A 16,688-nucleotide genomic window follows, 5' to 3' on the forward strand; every position below is an offset into this window, starting at 1 on the left:
GACGCAAAATTTAATTACATTTATCATCACAAGGTTTATCATTCATTTCAATGATATTTCCATAATTATCTACTTGTAAAATGCAGCATTTTAGCAATAGTTCTTTCAATTTCTCTCTACCACGTTGTACACGAGATTTTGCTCCTGAGTAAGAGATTTGTAATTTTTCTGCGAGTTCTTTTTGAGAAATATTTTCAAATTCAGAAAGTAACAGAGCCTGTTGGTAATGAGATGGAAGTTTATATATAAATTTTCGTACACATTCATTTGCAATAGTGGCATTTAAACTGTGGCTTTCTTCTTCTGTAAGTTCTTCTGCTAGCTCTATTTCACTTGTTGTATGGTATCCTTTGCGTTTAAAATAATCGTTCAAAGCATTTCTGACAATACCATAAAGATAGTGTCTTATATTTTTTGCTTGACTTACTTTATCGTTGTATTTAATGATTTTAATAAACACATCTTGCAGAATATCATTGGAATCTGCATGGTTTCGTGTTTTATTTACAATAAAACCTTTAAGTTCTTTCTGGAATTCAGTCCAGATATGGGTAATGTCTGTCATGGTCTGATAAGTTAGTTATCCATTTTGTATGACGGCATTATTTTATTTTAGACGCAAACCTTTTTATAATTTTATTCCTTGTATCAAAATACTTTCTCGTATCGACTCATCTTTAAGATGTAGAAATTTCTTCCGTTCTTCATCTCCTTTAAAATTTTCAAAGTCTTCAATAGTTTCAAAGGTTACCAAATGAATTTCATAAGGCTTTTCAACATTCAACTCTATAAAATTATTTGTTTCAGGTCTAATTCTAAAAAGTAGTTTACCATTATACTTGGCTATTGTAGGGATTGCAACAACTTCAAATTGATTAAAAGCATCCTCTTTCCCTTCTTTGACATAGATTAATTGTGTGAGATATACCATATTATAAAACAATAAAAAAACAATTCTATTCTTCATATTTATGATTACTTTTTATCCATTCTATTAATTTCATCCTTTCTTCTAATGAAACTAAGCCTGAAGGAGGCATAGATGTTGGTACACCTTGTATTGCTCTTGCCTCAATTCTATTCCAATTATTCAGTATGTCACAACTATTTGTAAAATCTAAGCCAGCCTGTGGATTAATTCCAGAATGACAAGATGAACACCTTATTCTCAAGATATTAGCAACCTCTCTAAATTTAATTCCCATTTGAAGAGTATCAATATTAAACTCTTTAATAGTTTCACAACCATCATTCTCTTTAATATAAATTTTATGCTTACCAGTCTTTAAATTAGTAAAATATGTACTTGTTTGAAAGTCATTATCGTCTATTTTATACAAAAAATCAGGTTTAATAGGTGAGATTATTGTCGCTGAACCTGTAGGTATACATGGATGAGATGATTCTACTTCTACCAAAATTTCAAATTTATGAATACATTCTTTCTTACCACAAGAGACAAAAAAAAATAATACTATCCCTATAAAAAAACATCTATTATTATTCATCATTTAAAGTTTTTAGAAAGTTGACTAAATTTTGTTTCTCTTTTTCTGTCAGTCGAAGTTGATCAAATGGCAGAGTTTGATATTCTAAACTCATTCCTATTCCATTTCCACCACCTAAATCATAAAATTTTATGACATCCTCTAAAGAATTATAAATGCCATTGTGCATATAAGGTGATGTTTTTTCTATATTTCTAATTGTTGGAGTTTTAAAAGAGTGTTTAAGTTGTTCTATTTTATTTAAATGATAGCGACCAACATCTGAATCAATAATTGCATTTGTCCACGTAACATTTTTAGGTACCCCTATAACTTCTGACTCTGTATTATTGAACCAAGGAGGAATCGTTCCATTATATAAAGGAATAAAATGGCAAGTTGCACATTTTGCTTTACCAGTAAATAAATTGAACCCTTGTACTTCACTAACATTAAGACTACTTTTTCCTTTAAAATAATTATCTATTTTTGATTTGAAAGGCATTAAACTTCTTATATAAGAGGCTATTGCATTCTTAATTTCATAAAATGTAATCTCTTTTTTATTTGGATAAGCTTTTTTAAACATTTGTATAAAACTCCTATTTTCTAAAATCTTATCTTTAATTTCTTTAGGGGTAAGATTGAACTCTTCTGGGTTTCTTATAACATTTTCTATTTGATTTTCTAAATCTTGGGAACGCATGTCATAAAAAAATGACTTTTGAAAAGAAGAATATAACAAAGTTGGGGAATTACGATTAGTACTTCTACTATGAATATTAGTTATTGAAGTATTTTTATTATCTGTAAAAGCTTTTTCTGCTATATGACAAGTTGCACAACTCATATTATTATTTTTAGAAAGGCTTTTTTCATTAAACAATACCTTACCCAATGCTATTTTCTCTGGATTAGACCTTGATTCTGTAAAGGGAGAAAATGCATCAGCATTTAGTTTTTTACCTTGCATTAAATCAGCCAAGCTTCCATAAAAAACTTTATTTTCATTAAAATTAGGCGTATTTTTAATCACTATCTGAAATTCTTGTTCCAAAAGTATGCTTAGAGGCATAAGATAATTTTTGATAAACTCCAAACGATTAAAAGTATTAAAATCATTATTCTTATTTATATATTGTATAGCCTTTTGAGATAAATCCAAAAATTCCACATTCATTTCTTTTTTATTTTTATCACAATATTTTTTATAAAATTCTAAAATACCTTCAATAGAGTATATTGCTTCATACATTGAATTCAAAGATATTGGTGAATCAAAACCTGTTATACCTAAAGTTGCTATACGTATAATTTGATGTTGCATCAATTCATAAAAATGATGATTCTGTACAGGTAAATCTTTAAAGCTCTGCTTTATAAATAACAAATCAGTTTTTAGAATATCTACTTGTTTTTTAAGATTTTCTATATCTAAACTATCATTATAGATAATTTCTTCTATAACCTGATATCCAGATGCATCATTAACAATATTATCCTCTGTTTTTATTTCAGGTAACGCTGGTCCATTAATTCTTCTTGAAAATTCTTGAAAATAGTACTCAATAAAAGGTTCTATTTTTTTATATACTCTTCTATTTTCCTTAAATTTTTTCCGAATTTTTGTTAAGCTTTTTAAGTTTTTCAGTTCACTTAAAGACATACTAATTGAATCTATTTTATACCCAATATCAGTATGAACAATTTTTTCAAAAGTTTGATGTCTTTCTGTGCAAGAGCTAAAAAAAATAATTATAAAAATGAAAAGTATATTTTTCGTCATTTTACAAGAAATTTAGTACTTTATTAAAAATAGAAAAGACCTCATATTTAATACATAAGGTCTTTTTTGCTTTTTTATTCTAATTATCGAGGAACATTTTTAAGAATCAGAGTTTGTCCTCCTGATTTATAAGATTGTACTGAATTTGCCTTGCTTGGATTTAGAAATTTATCCCCTTCTATCCACGAGTGTGCATGAATATTAATTGTAAAAGTACCTGGTACACCTATTACATCTGAAATATCTTCCATAGCACCATGTTCCCAAAGACCATATTTCAATTGGTTAGCTCCAGCAGGATTGTATTTCGTATTTAAGAAATCCGTATCTTTATGTCTCATATCCATAAAAACCTTTTTAGTTCCTGTTGCAATATTATATTGCCATATTAAAGAGTTGTGTGTGGCTTCTGGCCAAAAAGAATCACCATCTTCTTGAATATAAACATAATTTTCAGTTACACAAAGGTTATCTGGATTGATTATATCTGACCCCTTAACATTAGCACCAGTAGACGAAACATCTCCATCAGCAACAATTTTTAAAGTTCCTTTAAGTGGATCATTAGCATCTAATTTCAATTGATACACTCTTCCCATATAAGTTTTTTCTGAACTACCACTAACACCAGTTGCTACAAAATAAAGTTCTCTATTATTTGCTGCAGACCCTTTACGATAATCTAAATCTTCAACACGAGCAAACTGAATAGATTTAAGTGTTGAGTTTAAGTTTTCTATTTCAGTTCCTGTTAAGTTCTTTGCATTAGGAACTTCTACAAACTCAACGGGATAGCTATTATTCCATGTTATTGCAGTTTCGATTTGATTCAAATCTGTTCTTCTTAAAACATATAATTTACCATTATCTAAATCACCAACTGTATTAGATACGTACAAATATACTTGTCCATTTGAAGCGTCTTCACCTAAAATGATAACTGTTTTACCTGGGTAAGCATTTTTTGTTAATGGAACTGAGTTTTCACCACTAAATTTACCTAAAGCAGGTTTAGTTCTTGTATTATCTGAAGGATTAGCAACAGCAATAGGGTCAATTGCATGAGTCATTGCATTAACATTCGATTCACCAGTTGTTAAAAAAGTTGGTCCAAATCCATGTATTTCTGGAGTAGCCATAGTTGCAGAACATAATCTGAACATACCACCATCAGTATTTACAATATATTCCCCTTTAGTTATATTTAGTTTTTTGTCTAGATACAATCTTGATACAGCCCAAGTGTTTTCATGGTTAGTTACCATAATATAACCACTACCATCAGGGTTTTTAATAAAACCTTGCCCATCTGGAGCTCCACCAAAAATCATATCGCCTGAGTTAGGGATTTGGTCTTCACTACTTATTAAAGTATAAACACCAACTCCAGAAAATTCAGCATCCATTTTTATAAATGATGGTGTAATAGATCTGTCCTTGAACTCAGGCAATTCTTTTGGTTGAGAAGCCTCATTTTTTTTATTACAAGATATTATAATTGCAGTAGCCAAAAAAGAGGCTATAAAAAGGGATAAACCTGTACTTTTTTTCATGATAGTTTTGTTGTTTAATTCGCAACAAAACTATATACAGTATATTTGATAAACATTAAGTGTTTATTAAATATAATTTTATAAGTGTTAATAAATTATAAATATTTTTTAACATTACTACTTAGTGTTAGTGTACAAGCCATCGTTTTTACAAACTTTTTTATAGTATTTTATGTTTCTCTTTGTAGTAAAACCTTTCTTTACCTTAAAATACAAACTATTTTATCTATGAAACGTTTATTTTCTGCTTATTTATTTATTGCTGTATTTTTCATTGCGTGTAAACCAAAAGAAAATTCAAAATCTTCGCTTGTTATAGATCTCAAACACATTTTTGGTAGCAAAGACCTTTTGATTGGTAGTACTTATACCAATGCAAGTAGCGAAGAGCTAACAATTTCTCGACTTGATTACTTTATTAGTAATATTAAGCTCCAAAAAGCTGATGGTTCTGAGTACATTGTTCCTCAAAATAATTCTTATTTTTTAGTAAAACTCTCAGAAAAAAATACACAACAACTTTCTATTCAAGATGTTCCTCTTGGTGAATATACTGGTGTTTCTTTTATGATTGGTGTGGATAGCCTTCGAAATACTTTAGAACCTTCACAAAGAACGGGAGCTTTGGATGTAGGTGGAGTTGCTGAAGGAATGTATTGGAGCTGGAATACTGGTTATATCTTTTTGAAGTTAGAAGGGACTTCTCCTGTTGTGCCTGCTACTCAAAACAATCAGTTTAAATTTCATATTGGCTTTTATGGTGGATATAATACCCCTACTTTAAACAATTTACGAACTTCTACTATAAATTTTGGTACGGATAAGTTAAAAATGCAACAAGGAAAATCTGCATTAGTTCATTTAAAAGTAGATTTAGCAGAGTTTTTTAAAAACCCTACACTTATTAAATTATCTGAAAATAATAGTGTAGAGTTTTCTGCATTTTCAGCTACTGTTGCCAATAATTATATTGATATGTTTTCTTTAGATTTTGTACACAATTAAAAACCTATTTTTATTTTTATGAAATACTCTTTTTTGGCATTATCTATTTTGCTTTTAGCTTGTGAAGTAAAACATGAAAATCACAAAGATCATACAGGAAGCGAACAAAACTCACCCAACAAGGCATTGTATGAAGAAGTTATGAAGGTTCATGACGAAGTAATGCCTTTACACCATCAATTGGCAAAATATAGAGATTCTTTGGTTTTAGAATTAAAAAATCCTGCTTTACAAAAAGATACAGCCAGATTAAATAAACTTACCCTTGTTCACAAAGATTTAGATTATGCTTATAAAGCAATGGATATGTGGATGAGAAATTTTGATGCTGATTTTGAGAAAAAACCTGATGCTGAACAGAAAGAATATTTAGAAAAAGAAAAGCAAACAATTAATAAGGTGAGTGAAAAAATGAAAGCAAGCCTTGAAGCAGCTAAAAACAGAAAGAAATAAACAAAAAAGAGTAAGCTTAGCTTACTCTTTTTCATGTTTTATAAAATTTTCTTACATGGATTTATCTATCAATTCAGCAAGGTCATATACTTTAATTTCCCCTTCTTTTTCTTTATTTTTCACACCATCTGTCATCATCACCATACAAAATGGACAGCCTACTGCTACTACATTGGGGGTTGTTTCCAAAGCATCTTCGATACGCTCAATATTGACATCTTTTGTACCTTTTTCAGGCTCTTTAAACATCTGGGCTCCTCCAGCTCCACAACAAAGCCCTTTGGCTTTTGTACGTTTCATTTCTACAAGTGTAGCATCCAGAGCCTCCAAAACAGCTCTTGGAGCTTCATAAATATCGTTGGCTCTTCCTAAATAGCAAGAGTCGTGGTAAGTAATACGTTTGCCTTTAAATTCGCCTCCCTCTTTCATCTTAATTTTTCCAGAATTGATCAATTCTTGAAGAAACTGTGAATGGTGGATTACATCATAATTTCCTCCCAATTCAGGATATTCATTTTTAAGTGTATTGAAACAATGAGGACAAGCTGTAACTATTTTTTTCACACCATAACCATCCATAATTTGGATATTATTCATGGCTTGCATTTGGAACAAAAATTCATTTCCTGCACGTCTTGCAGGATCTCCTGTACAACTTTCTTCTGTACCTAATACTGCAAAATTAATTCCTACTTTATTTAATATTTTAGCAAAAGCAATGGTTACTTGTTTGTAACGATCATCAAAACTACCTGCACAACCCACCCAAAACAATACATCAGGGTTTTTTCCTTGGGCAGCCAGTTCTGCCATTGTTGGTACTTTATATTCCGACATAGCTGTGAATTTGATTAAAACTAAACTTTGATTTGCAAATTAATATATAAACTTTGTTTTAATCTATAAGTTTTGAAATTATTTCTTTTTATAAGGTTTTTGTCCAACCACATTTCCTGCTGGCTCATAATTACACACCCAAACTTCACTACCATCTTTACAATAAGCTACTGCACAACCTACAGTTTTGGTGTTTTCCCAAATCATTTGGGTATAATGTCCACATTTACTCCAATCTTCATTACATTCTAAAGTTTCAAAATTGAAGTATTGTTTTTCTGAAGCCCAAGCATCTACAGACTCTTCTGGTTTTCTCTTTTTACCCATAGACCAGTACAAGTTTTCTCCATACTTAGTAGTACTGTGGTTCATATTACAACCTTTAGCTTTTAGTGTATTTGCCCATTTTTGAGCCACAGCTGCTAGTTTGTTTGACCATTTAAAAGAAGGCAAGCCTAGTTCTTTTCGCCAATAATTATGCCTTGCTGTCATACCTTTCATATTGGCTGGTTCTACGTCATCTTGCAAGATTTGGGGTTTCATATTGAAACTCAAAAATGCTATAACAATTAGAATGCCTGAAAAAAGATAATTTGCACGAGTGTTGAGGGTAGGTTTCATAATATTCTAGTTTAGAAAATGAATATAAAAATTTTCTGTGTAAAATCAAATCTATCAGTTTAAATTCAAACCAAATGCCAAACCCAACCAAGACTTTCCTTCATAAATCCAAATATTTTTATTTTTATCCAATAAATTGTCAAAACCCAATGCCAAGCCCAAATTAAATTTATCAATAGCAATAATTCCTGCAATTCCTTTGTTCCAAACTACACCATCATATTCTTGAGCTAAAATATTGTTGGTATTGGTTGGACTCATAAATACTCCTCCAAGCCCTGAAAACAAGCCCAAAGAAAACCCGTAATGAGAAATCTCTCTTTTATAAAGGTGTAAAGGTGTTTTTTGATATTTGATGATATATTTATCAAATCTGTAGCCCAAATAAACTGCCCCATTCAGAAATGAATTAATTTGAGCTGGTACATCTATTCTTTTCGAACGATATTTCAAAGGAATGGTAAGTAAGTCAATATCCAAGCCACCTCGATTTAGTATGATTTTATTCTGATTTTCAAGAAGTTTCGTCATCTCTGGTAAAAGGGCGATGTATTGACTGGTATCCACCTTTTTTTGTTGAGATGGATAAATATATAAATCTTCAGATTGTGGATTTATATAAACTTCTTTTTTAATCTTTTCATGATTTTTTTGCCAGTAAAACCCTTCTATCAATTCTGTTTTAGGCGTATTCTTAATTACAGAACAGCCACTTAACAATATCATTAAGATTAAACCTCTTACAAACATAAAATTATCTCATTTTTGTTCTTTTCACCATATAGGCATATAAAATATCTTCAAATGGTTGAGCAATATCAACTTCTATAAAATCAATTTTATATTGTCCACATTTCATTTTAAGGTCTTTATAAAAGTCATCTATATGTTTTTTATAGGTTTCTTGTACCTGATTAGGTTGCAAACGAACTTTTTCGCCTGTTTCAAGGTCTATGAATTCATAAGGACGATTATCAAAATTAAACTCTTGCTCTGTTTGTTTATCCATTACATGAAATAATAAAACCTCATGGCGTTGATGCTTAAGATGTTGCAAAGCTCCAAAAAGTTCTTGAGGATTATTCATATTTTCAAACATATCACTGAAAATAATTACCAATGACCTTCTATGAATTTTCTCAGCAATTTCGTGTAAAACTGTAGTAGCAGAGGTTTTTTTGAGATTGCTTTCTGCATCTAATAGCTTTTGTAGCAATACAAAAAGCTGATGCAAATGAATACTTGTAGATTTACAAGCTGTATGTTCTAAAATCGTATCTTCAAAAGTAGCGATACTTACTGCATCTCTTTGACGTTGAAGCATGTAAGCCAAAGCACCAGCAGCCAACACACTAAAAGTCAGTTTCCCTTTGGTTTCCTTAGGATAATACATAGAAGAAGAAACATCTATCAATATTTGACAACGCAAATTGGTTTCTTCTTCATAGCGTTTGACGAAAAGCTTATCCGTTTTGGCAAAAACCTTCCAATCTATATGTCTTGTACTTTCTCCAGAGTTATATAAACGATGTTCTGCGAATTCAACTGAAAAACCATGAAAAGGGGAACGGTGTAAGCCTGTAATAAAACCTTCTACCATTTGTTTGGCAAGAAGTTCGATATTACCAAACTCTCTGATTTTGTCCAGTGTTAGTTTCATAGCTTTCTGATTTTGTTAAACCTATAAGGTTTTAATGTTTATAGTATTATAACCCTAAATCTTGTTTAATTTGTATAGTTTTCTGCTTGAATTTTTCTCTAACACTCTCTAAATTTTCTTCGTAGTCTCCTTTTAGACTTACATAAAACTTAATTTTAGGCTCTGTACCTGAAGGACGAGCTGAAATTTTAGAACCCTCTGCTGTAATAAATTGAAGAACATTTGAAGTTTCATCAAAAAGTAATTTTTTCTTTTCTCCCGTTTTTAGATTGGTTTCTTCAAGGCTTTGGTAATCTTTAAGAATCACAACTTCTGAGCCCCCTAACTTTTTAGGCGTTTCATTTCTGTAATTTTGCATCATTTCCTTAATTTCTTGCATACCTGCAATGCCTTTTTTAGTAATGGAAATTAAGGTATCTTCATAAAAACCAAATTCTTTATAAATTTCAAGAAGCATTGGATAAATACCTCCATAATTTTCCTGAGCGTAAGCTGTCATTTCAGCTATCAATGCACAAGCAGAAACACCATCTTTATCACGAACAAAATCCCCTATCAGATAACCATAACTTTCTTCACAACCAGCAATATAATGTTTCTTGCCTTCTTGTTCACGCATAATGGTCGCAATGTATTTAAAGCCTGTATAGGTATTATAGCATTCTACTCCTAATTTTTCAGCGATATGATCAATCAAATCGGTGGTAACAATGGTTTTTACAATGTATTCATTACCTTTTAAGCCTTTATTTTTCCAAGCTGAAAGTAGATAGAACATTACCAAACTACCTGTTTGGTTTCCGTTGAGTAATATAAAACGTCCTTGATTGTCTTTTACAGCTATTCCTACTCTATCCGCATCTGGATCGTTGGCAAGCACTAAATCAGCATCTATTTCTTGGGCTTTTTTAAGAGCTAAAGTCAAGGCTTCTGCTTCTTCAGGATTTGGATAGATAACTGTTGGGAAATTCCCATTGGGTTCGGCTTGTTCTATAACAATGTGTACATTTTCAAAGCCAAAACGTTTGAAAAGCTGAGGGACAAGTGTAATGCCTGTACCATGCAAAGATGTATAAACTATTTTAAGATTTTTATGTTTTTGAATAAGCTCTGGGTATAAAGAAAGTGTTTGCACTTTTTGCAAATAGATTTCATCAAAATCTGCTTTTACAATCTCAATTAAAGTTTTATTTGCTTCAAAACGAATGTCTTGAATTTTTACTTTCTGAACTTCTTCAATTACATTTTTATCATGAGGGCTTACAAGTTGTGCCCCATCATTCCAATATGCTTTATAACCATTGTATTCTTTAGGGTTGTGAGAAGCTGTGAGCATCACACCACTTTGGCAACCAAAATGCCTGATAGCAAAAGAAAGCTCTGGCGTAGGACGTAGTTTTTCAAAGAAATATACCTTAATTCCATTGGCAGAAAACACGTTGGCTACAATTTGAGCAAATTCTTGGCTGTTGTTTCGGCTATCATAAGAAACTGCTACTTTTAATATTGTATTGGGGAATGCTTTCTGTAAATAATTTGCAAGTCCTTGTGTGGCAAGCCCTACGGTATATTGGTTCATTCGGTTTGTACCCACACCCATAATGCCACGCAAACCACCTGTTCCAAATTCTAAATCCTGAAAAAATGCTTCTCTAAGCTCCTCTGCTTGATTATTATCCAATAAATTTTGAATATATTTTTTTGTTTGTTCGTCTGTTGCTTCTAACCAAGTATTGATACGTTCTGAAATTGCTTGTTCCATCATTATTGATAAAAATTTAAAGTCTTCTATATTTTTTGATTAAGCTGTTTTTTTCATTTTATGTCTAATTACCTCTATCACAGCAGGCATGATAGAAAGGAAAATAATTCCAAAAATAACCAAAGTAAAGTTTTTTCTTACAATTTCGGTTTCTGCAAAGAAATAACCGAGCCACAAAAAAGACCAAACCCAAACAAAACCACCCACAACATTATAAAGCAAAAATTTACTATAATTCATTGTACCCACACCTGCTACAAAAGGAGCAAAAGTACGTACAATAGGCACAAAACGAGCAAAAATGATGGCTTTTCCGCCATGCTTATCATAAAATGCCTGTGTTCTAAGTAAATATTCTTTTTTAATCCATTTACTCTCTCTTTCAAAAACTGCTTTTCCAAGTTTTTTTCCAACAAAATAATTAACAGTATCACCCAAAACTGCTGCAATAAATAAAATTGTACCCATTAGCCAGATATTTAACTCATTGGTTGCCTTAATTAAAGCTCCTGTAGCAAATAGTAAAGAGTCCCCTGGTAAAAAAGGCATCACTACCAAACCTGTTTCTACAAAAATAATGGCAAATAAAATTCCATAAATCCACACTCCATAATCCTGAAAAATAACTTGTAAATATTTGTCTATGTGTAAAATAAAATCAATGAGTTTTTTTAGATATTCCATTTTTTGAGTGATGAGTTATGAATGATAAGTTATAAATAAATATTTAGAGTTTTTCTCTTATTTCTAAATTCAATTGGCTAAAAGCTCTTTAGCACTTTGTAAAGCTGACTCAGAAGTTTTGCTACCACTAATCATTTGAGCTATTTCTTCTACTCGCTCTGAAAACGAAAGTTCTTTTATACGACTAAATGTTCTGTTATGTGTATCTTCTTTGTACACAAAATAATGTTTATCGCCTTGTGCAGCAATTTGTGGTAAATGGGTAATAGTTAATATTTGATGATTTTTAGACATTTCTTGTATCATTTTACCCATTTTAAGAGCTATTTCGCCAGAGATACCTGTGTCTATTTCATCAAAAACAAGTGTAGGCATAGCCGTTTTTCCTGCCAAAATGTATTTGATAGCAAGCATCAATCTTGAAAATTCGCCACCAGAAGCCACATTCTTAATTTCCTGAGGGGCAATACCTTTGTTGGCACTAAATAAAAAGCCTACTTTATCAATGCCCGAAATGGTAGGTTCTGTTTGTTGTACCTCAATTTTTAGTATAGCATTGGGCATTCCCAGCTCCACAAATAAAGAAGACAACTCTTTTTCTATATATTCAACAACTGCTTTACGTTTCTCAGAAAGTTGAACAGCTTGTTTCTTGGCTATTTCAAAAGATTCTTCACTTTGCTGGCGATGTTTGGCGAGTTCTTCATCAAAATTAAGTACTTTTTGAACTTTTACTTCTAAATCTGCCTGTATTATAAGTAATTCTGCTATTGAACTTGCTCTATGTTTTTTCTGTAAACGTTCTATTTCGTCTAAACGAACCTGAATTTGTTCAATTCTTTTAGGGTCGTATTCTGTGCTTTCATAAAGGCTTTCAAGTTCTTGTGAAACATCTTTGAGTTCTTCTAAAATTGTTTCTGTTCTTTCAGAAAGACGTTCATAATCAGGTGCATACTCCGAAAGTTTTTCAAGTATTTTATTGAGATTTCTAAGTACTACTAATACTGCAAAATCGCCTTCTTGGAGACTTACAAGCCCTTCAGAGAGTTTTGCTTTGAGTTCTTCAGCGTTTTCTAAAATTCCTAATTCTTGTTCAAGACTTTCTTGCTCTCCTGCTACCAAATTTGCTTTTTGGAGTTCTTCAAGCAAAAACTTATTATAATCAAACTCTTTTTGAGCGTTTGCCTGTTCAGCAAGCAGATTTTGATATGCTTTTAAATGCTTCTGATAATTTTTAAAAACCTCTTGATATGCCTCTAAATAGCTCTGATTTTGTGCGTAAGCGTCCAAGATATAACGCTGATAATCTTCTGCTGAAAGCAACAAGTTATCATGTTGTGAGTGAATGTCAATGAGGCGTTGTGTAATTTTGCCTAATATCTCCAGTGTAACGGGAGTATCATTTACAAAAGCTCTTGATTTTCCATTAGCAGAGATCTCTCTACGTATTACTGTATTTTGCTCATAATCAAGCTCTTCTTCCTCAAAAATATGGGTCATTTGGTAGGCAGATATGTCAAATATTGCCTCTACTACACACTTTTCTTCTTCGTCAAACAATACTTTCTTATCAGCCCGATTGCCAAGTATAAGGCTAATTGCCCCTAACATGATTGATTTACCTGCACCTGTTTCGCCAGTAACAACATTAAAAGCCTGATGAGGTGACAGATTGAGGCGTTCTATCAGGGCATAATTCTGAATGGATAAATTTTTGAGCATAAATAAAGCCAGTAACCTTTGCAAATATAGCTGAAAAAAATGAAAGTAAGAATAGAATATTTTTCGTTAAATTTGTGTCACAGACTCATTTTAAAGTCTTTTTTTATTTTTTTTATCTAATATAAACCTCTCTTTATGAAAATTTTATGTATCTCTGACACACATGGGCAGCATAGAAAATTAAACCTTCCTGAAGCTGATATGATTATCCATGCAGGTGATATGAGTGGTAAAGGTGAGGCTTGGCAAATCAGAGAGTTTTTTGAATGGTTTTCAAAATTATCTTATCGTTATAAAATTTGTATTGCTGGTAACCACGATTTTATGGCAGAACGAGAACCAGAAGAATTTCTAAAACTTGTTCCTGATAACTGTATTTATCTCAATGATTCGGGAATAGAAATAGAGAACATAAAAATATGGGGTTCACCCATTAGTCCCGCGTATCACAATTGGGCTTTTAATAAAGAACGAGGTCATGAAATAGCTAAACATTGGGATTTAATTCCTCCTGATACTGATATTTTAATTACACATGGACCTCCTCTGGATGTTTTAGATAAAACCATTTGGGGCAAAAGAGTTGGTTGTGAAGATTTAAAAAAGAAAATTGAACAAATACGACCAAAAATTCATATTTTTGGGCATATTCATGAAGACTATGGTATACTAAAAATATTTGATACTACATTTATCAATGCCAGTAGTATCAATATTGACTATATACCTTTGCACAAACCCATTATCTACGAATTAAACGACTCTATTTCCTAATTTATTTTTATGTTTGTTACCTCTAAATTGCCTGAAGTCAAAACTACCATTTTTACAATTATGAGTACTTTGGCAAGAAAGCACCAAGCCATTAATTTATCACAAGGTTTTCCAGATTTTTCTCCACACCCAAAGCTCATTGAAGCAGCCACCAAAGCCATGCTTTCAGGGCAAAATCAGTATGCTCCTATGCAAGGCTTGATGAATTTGAGAGAAATTATTGCACAAAAAGCACAAGAATTATACAATGTATATTACAATCCTGAAAAGGAAATTACCATTACAGCAGGAGCCACTCAAGCAATTTTTACAGCTATTATGGCTTTTATACGTCCTCAAGATGAGGTGATTATGATTGAACCTGTGTATGACAGTTATGTACCTGCTGTACGTTTGTGTGGTGGTATGGTGAAGTTTTGCCAAATGAACCCTGATGATTTTAGCATTAATTGGAAAGACATGAGCAAACTGATTTCCAACAAAACAAAGGCTATTATTATTAATTCGCCTCATAATCCCACAGGTAGTACTCTCAAAGAGAAAGATTTACAAGAATTACAAAAATTAGTACAAGGCACTGATATTATAATAATTAGTGATGAAGTGTATGAGCATATTATTTTTGATGGTGAGCCTCACCAAAGTATTGCTCTGTATCCTGAATTGGCTCAAAGAAGCATCATTGTCTCTTCTTTTGGTAAAACCTACCATACCACAGGCTGGAAAGTAGGTTATGTATTAGCTCCTGAAAATCTGATGATTGAGTTTCAGAAAGTTCATCAATACAATGTTTTTAGTGTCAATATTGCTTCACAAGTAGCTTTTGCAGAAATCCTAAAAGACAAGGACTTATATCTTTCTTTGGGACAGTTTTATCAAGAAAAAAGAGACTATTTTAAGCTTTTGCTGAAAGGTAGTCGATTTGTATTAAAGAACGTTTCAGGGACATATTTTCAGTTGGCTTCTTACCAAAATATTTCAGAAGAAAAAGACACTGATTTTGCTGTATATCTTACTGAAAAAGTAGGTGTTGCTCCTATTCCATTATCTCCATTTTATAGCAAACAGCAAGACTTTAAACTGCTTCGTTTTTGTTTTGCCAAAGAAAATGAAACGCTTGAGAAAGCAGCCGAAAAATTGGTTAAAGTTTAAAAGTTAAGTTCTTGTTTTTCTCAATTTTATCTACTAAATTTGCACCCTCAATTTTTCTGTTTTAATTAAATTCTGTTCAAATGCCAAAAGTAAAAACCAACTCAGGTGCGAAGAAGCGTTTTCGCCTGACAGGAACAGGTAAAGTGAAGCGTAAACATGCTTTCAAAAACCACATCCTGACCAAAAAAACAACTAAGCAAAAAAGAAACTTGTCTAATTTCGCTATCGTTTCTGATGCGGATATGCCAAGAGTGAAAGCTTTGCTTAATCTATAATTTATTATCTTAGTAGAAAATCTACTAATTGGTTTCAAATGTTCAACCCGATTTTTAGGCTATAAGATTGCTAAAAGCAACGCCAAAAGTCAAAAACACAAAAAATTATGCCACGTTCAGTAAATGTCGTTGCTGCAAGAGCAAGACGCAAAAAAATGATGAAGTTTGCTAAAGGTTTCTTTGGTAGACGTAAAAACGTATGGACAGTTGCTAAAAATGCTATTGAAAAAGCATGGCACTATGCATACCGTGATAGAAAGCAGAAGAAAAGAGATTTCAGAGGTCTATGGATTGCTCGTATCAATGCAGGTACGCGTCAATACGGTCTCTCTTATTCCAAATTTATGGGCTTGTACCATAAAGCAGGTTTAGGCTTGAACAGAAAAGCACTTGCTGATCTTGCAATGAACCACCCTGATGCTTTCAAAGCAATTGTGGACAAAGTAAAACAAGCAGCTTAAAACAAAGAAAACCTCCAAATATTTTGGAGGTTTTTTTATGATAAGTCTTTAATAAGCGAAGATATTATTTTTTAGGAGCTACTGCTTTAGTTCCTTCTTTTTTAGTTGTATCAGCCTTTTTAGTAGTATCTGTAGCTACAGATCCATCTTGTAGATTAGAACCTGTTGAGCCTCCATATAATTTTTCTCTAATAGCTTTTGCTCTTTCATTAGCCTCTTTATTTGCAGGATATTGTTGGCGAAGTTGGCGAGCTGAGTCACCTTTTACACCATACACATATATACTTCCCTCTCTTTTATCTTTGAGCTTTTTTTGGTCAGAGTTATTATATTGATCTAAATTACAAGCATTAAAGGCTACTAAGCAAGCCACAGCAAGCAAAAACTTCTTCATAATGCAATACAGTTTATATTTCGCCTGTAAAGCTATATATTTTTCATTGGATTGCAAATAAC

The 16,688-nt window shown here is 31.9% G+C and carries 18 protein-coding genes and 1 pseudogene; 6 read left to right on the forward strand and 13 right to left on the reverse strand.

Annotated features, from left to right (window positions below; genetic code table 11):
* Positions 1–10 precede the first annotated feature (10 nt).
* The 5 genes from AD998_17555 to AD998_17575 form a co-directional block, all read right to left on the reverse strand.
* Positions 11–565, reverse strand: a complete 555-nt coding sequence (locus AD998_17555) for a hypothetical protein (protein ID KOY87694.1) — start codon at positions 563–565, stop codon at positions 11–13.
* 63 nt (positions 566–628) lie between these two features.
* Positions 629–931, reverse strand: a complete 303-nt coding sequence (locus AD998_17560) for a hypothetical protein (protein ID KOY88270.1) — start codon at positions 929–931, stop codon at positions 629–631.
* Positions 932–956: 25 nt separating this feature from the next.
* Positions 957–1,508: a hypothetical protein gene (locus AD998_17565; GenBank protein KOY87695.1), complete on the reverse strand. Its 552-nt coding sequence runs from the start codon at positions 1,506–1,508 to the stop codon at positions 957–959.
* Positions 1,501–3,273, reverse strand: coding sequence for a hypothetical protein (locus AD998_17570; GenBank protein KOY87696.1), 1,773 nt, complete (start codon positions 3,271–3,273; stop codon positions 1,501–1,503). Before AD998_17570 ends, AD998_17565 begins: the two co-directional genes overlap by 8 nt.
* An 83-nt stretch (positions 3,274–3,356) precedes the next feature.
* Complete coding sequence (locus AD998_17575; protein ID KOY87697.1) at positions 3,357–4,826, reverse strand: hypothetical protein; 1,470 nt, start codon at positions 4,824–4,826, stop codon at positions 3,357–3,359.
* A gap of 228 nt (positions 4,827–5,054) precedes the next feature.
* Here AD998_17575 and AD998_17580 point away from each other — a divergent pair, with 228 nt between their 5' ends.
* Positions 5,055–5,831: a hypothetical protein gene (locus AD998_17580; protein KOY87698.1), complete on the forward strand. Its 777-nt coding sequence runs from the start codon at positions 5,055–5,057 to the stop codon at positions 5,829–5,831.
* Positions 5,832–5,849: 18 nt separating this feature from the next.
* Positions 5,850–6,284, forward strand: a complete 435-nt coding sequence (locus AD998_17585) for a hypothetical protein (GenBank protein ID KOY87699.1) — start codon at positions 5,850–5,852, stop codon at positions 6,282–6,284.
* Between the two features lie 51 nt (positions 6,285–6,335).
* Here the strand turns inward: AD998_17585 and AD998_17590 are convergent, their stop codons facing one another.
* From AD998_17590 to AD998_17620, 7 genes are all read right to left on the reverse strand, one after another.
* Positions 6,336–7,121, reverse strand: coding sequence for a CoB--CoM heterodisulfide reductase (locus AD998_17590; protein ID KOY87700.1), 786 nt, complete (start codon positions 7,119–7,121; stop codon positions 6,336–6,338).
* Positions 7,122–7,199: 78 nt separating this feature from the next.
* Positions 7,200–7,664 carry a hypothetical protein gene (locus AD998_17595; protein ID KOY88271.1) on the reverse strand — a complete coding sequence of 155 codons (465 nt, stop codon included), beginning with the start codon at positions 7,662–7,664 and terminating at the stop codon, positions 7,200–7,202.
* Positions 7,665–7,796: 132 nt separating this feature from the next.
* Entirely contained in the window at positions 7,797–8,492 is a 696-nt protein-coding gene (locus AD998_17600) for a hypothetical protein (protein KOY87701.1), read from the reverse strand.
* A 4-nt stretch (positions 8,493–8,496) separates the two neighbouring features.
* A complete protein-coding gene (locus AD998_17605) occupies positions 8,497–9,402 on the reverse strand; it encodes a hypothetical protein (GenBank protein ID KOY87702.1) in 906 nt (301 codons plus the stop codon).
* Positions 9,403–9,448: 46 nt separating this feature from the next.
* Positions 9,449–11,167 carry a phosphoglucomutase gene (locus AD998_17610; protein ID KOY87703.1) on the reverse strand — a complete coding sequence of 573 codons (1,719 nt, stop codon included), beginning with the start codon at positions 11,165–11,167 and terminating at the stop codon, positions 9,449–9,451.
* Positions 11,168–11,203: 36 nt separating this feature from the next.
* Positions 11,204–11,848, reverse strand: a complete 645-nt coding sequence (locus tag AD998_17615; protein ID KOY87704.1) for a cytochrome O ubiquinol oxidase — start codon at positions 11,846–11,848, stop codon at positions 11,204–11,206.
* Positions 11,849–11,917: 69 nt separating this feature from the next.
* Positions 11,918–13,570 (reverse strand): DNA repair protein RecN, encoded by a 1,653-nt coding sequence (locus AD998_17620; GenBank protein ID KOY87705.1) that lies wholly within the window; start codon positions 13,568–13,570, stop codon positions 11,918–11,920.
* Positions 13,571–13,705: 135 nt separating this feature from the next.
* On the opposite strand from AD998_17620, the gene AD998_17625 reads away from it, so the two are divergent.
* The 4 genes from AD998_17625 (at position 13,706) to AD998_17640 (ending at position 16,232) form a co-directional block, all read left to right on the forward strand.
* Positions 13,706–14,344 carry a metallophosphoesterase gene (locus tag AD998_17625; protein KOY87706.1) on the forward strand — a complete coding sequence of 213 codons (639 nt, stop codon included), beginning with the start codon at positions 13,706–13,708 and terminating at the stop codon, positions 14,342–14,344.
* Between the two features lie 9 nt (positions 14,345–14,353).
* Positions 14,354–15,496 (forward strand): aminotransferase, encoded by a 1,143-nt coding sequence (locus tag AD998_17630; protein ID KOY87707.1) that lies wholly within the window; start codon positions 14,354–14,356, stop codon positions 15,494–15,496.
* An 80-nt stretch (positions 15,497–15,576) separates the two neighbouring features.
* Positions 15,577–15,771, forward strand: coding sequence for a 50S ribosomal protein L35 (locus tag AD998_17635; GenBank protein ID KOY87708.1), 195 nt, complete (start codon positions 15,577–15,579; stop codon positions 15,769–15,771).
* A gap of 107 nt (positions 15,772–15,878) precedes the next feature.
* Positions 15,879–16,232, forward strand: a complete 354-nt coding sequence (locus tag AD998_17640; protein ID KOY87709.1) for a 50S ribosomal protein L20 — start codon at positions 15,879–15,881, stop codon at positions 16,230–16,232.
* A 172-nt stretch (positions 16,233–16,404) separates the two neighbouring features.
* Here the strand turns inward: AD998_17640 and AD998_17645 are convergent.
* Positions 16,405–16,626, reverse strand: a pseudogene (locus tag AD998_17645) (hypothetical protein).
* Positions 16,627–16,688: the final 62 nt, after the last annotated feature.

Source organism: bacterium 336/3 (assembly GCA_001281695.1).
Lineage (GTDB): Bacteria > Bacteroidota > Bacteroidia > Cytophagales > Thermonemataceae > Raineya.

Excerpts from the sequence above, each read along its gene's own strand:
- AD998_17575 (KOY87697.1), bottom strand. The coding sequence starts at position 4,826 with ATGAAAAAAAGTACAGGTTTATCCCTTTTTATAGCCTCTTTTTTGGCT.
- AD998_17625 (KOY87706.1), top strand. The coding sequence starts at position 13,706 with ATGAAAATTTTATGTATCTCTGACACACATGGGCAGCATAGAAAATTA.
- AD998_17555 (KOY87694.1), bottom strand. The coding sequence starts at position 565 with ATGACAGACATTACCCATATCTGGACTGAATTCCAGAAAGAACTTAAA.
- AD998_17615 (KOY87704.1), bottom strand. The coding sequence starts at position 11,848 with ATGGAATATCTAAAAAAACTCATTGATTTTATTTTACACATAGACAAA.
- AD998_17595 (KOY88271.1), bottom strand. The coding sequence starts at position 7,664 with ATGAAACCCCAAATCTTGCAAGATGACGTAGAACCAGCCAATATGAAA.
- AD998_17600 (KOY87701.1), bottom strand. The coding sequence starts at position 8,492 with ATGTTTGTAAGAGGTTTAATCTTAATGATATTGTTAAGTGGCTGTTCT.
- AD998_17605 (KOY87702.1), bottom strand. The coding sequence starts at position 9,402 with ATGAAACTAACACTGGACAAAATCAGAGAGTTTGGTAATATCGAACTT.
- AD998_17630 (KOY87707.1), top strand. The coding sequence starts at position 14,354 with ATGTTTGTTACCTCTAAATTGCCTGAAGTCAAAACTACCATTTTTACA.
- AD998_17620 (KOY87705.1), bottom strand. The coding sequence starts at position 13,570 with ATGCTCAAAAATTTATCCATTCAGAATTATGCCCTGATAGAACGCCTC.
- AD998_17590 (KOY87700.1), bottom strand. The coding sequence starts at position 7,121 with ATGTCGGAATATAAAGTACCAACAATGGCAGAACTGGCTGCCCAAGGA.
- AD998_17585 (KOY87699.1), top strand. The coding sequence starts at position 5,850 with ATGAAATACTCTTTTTTGGCATTATCTATTTTGCTTTTAGCTTGTGAA.
- AD998_17640 (KOY87709.1), top strand. The coding sequence starts at position 15,879 with ATGCCACGTTCAGTAAATGTCGTTGCTGCAAGAGCAAGACGCAAAAAA.
- AD998_17635 (KOY87708.1), top strand. The coding sequence starts at position 15,577 with ATGCCAAAAGTAAAAACCAACTCAGGTGCGAAGAAGCGTTTTCGCCTG.
- AD998_17570 (KOY87696.1), bottom strand. The coding sequence starts at position 3,273 with ATGACGAAAAATATACTTTTCATTTTTATAATTATTTTTTTTAGCTCT.
- AD998_17610 (KOY87703.1), bottom strand. The coding sequence starts at position 11,167 with ATGATGGAACAAGCAATTTCAGAACGTATCAATACTTGGTTAGAAGCA.
- AD998_17580 (KOY87698.1), top strand. The coding sequence starts at position 5,055 with ATGAAACGTTTATTTTCTGCTTATTTATTTATTGCTGTATTTTTCATT.
- AD998_17560 (KOY88270.1), bottom strand. The coding sequence starts at position 931 with ATGGTATATCTCACACAATTAATCTATGTCAAAGAAGGGAAAGAGGAT.
- AD998_17565 (KOY87695.1), bottom strand. The coding sequence starts at position 1,508 with ATGAATAATAATAGATGTTTTTTTATAGGGATAGTATTATTTTTTTTT.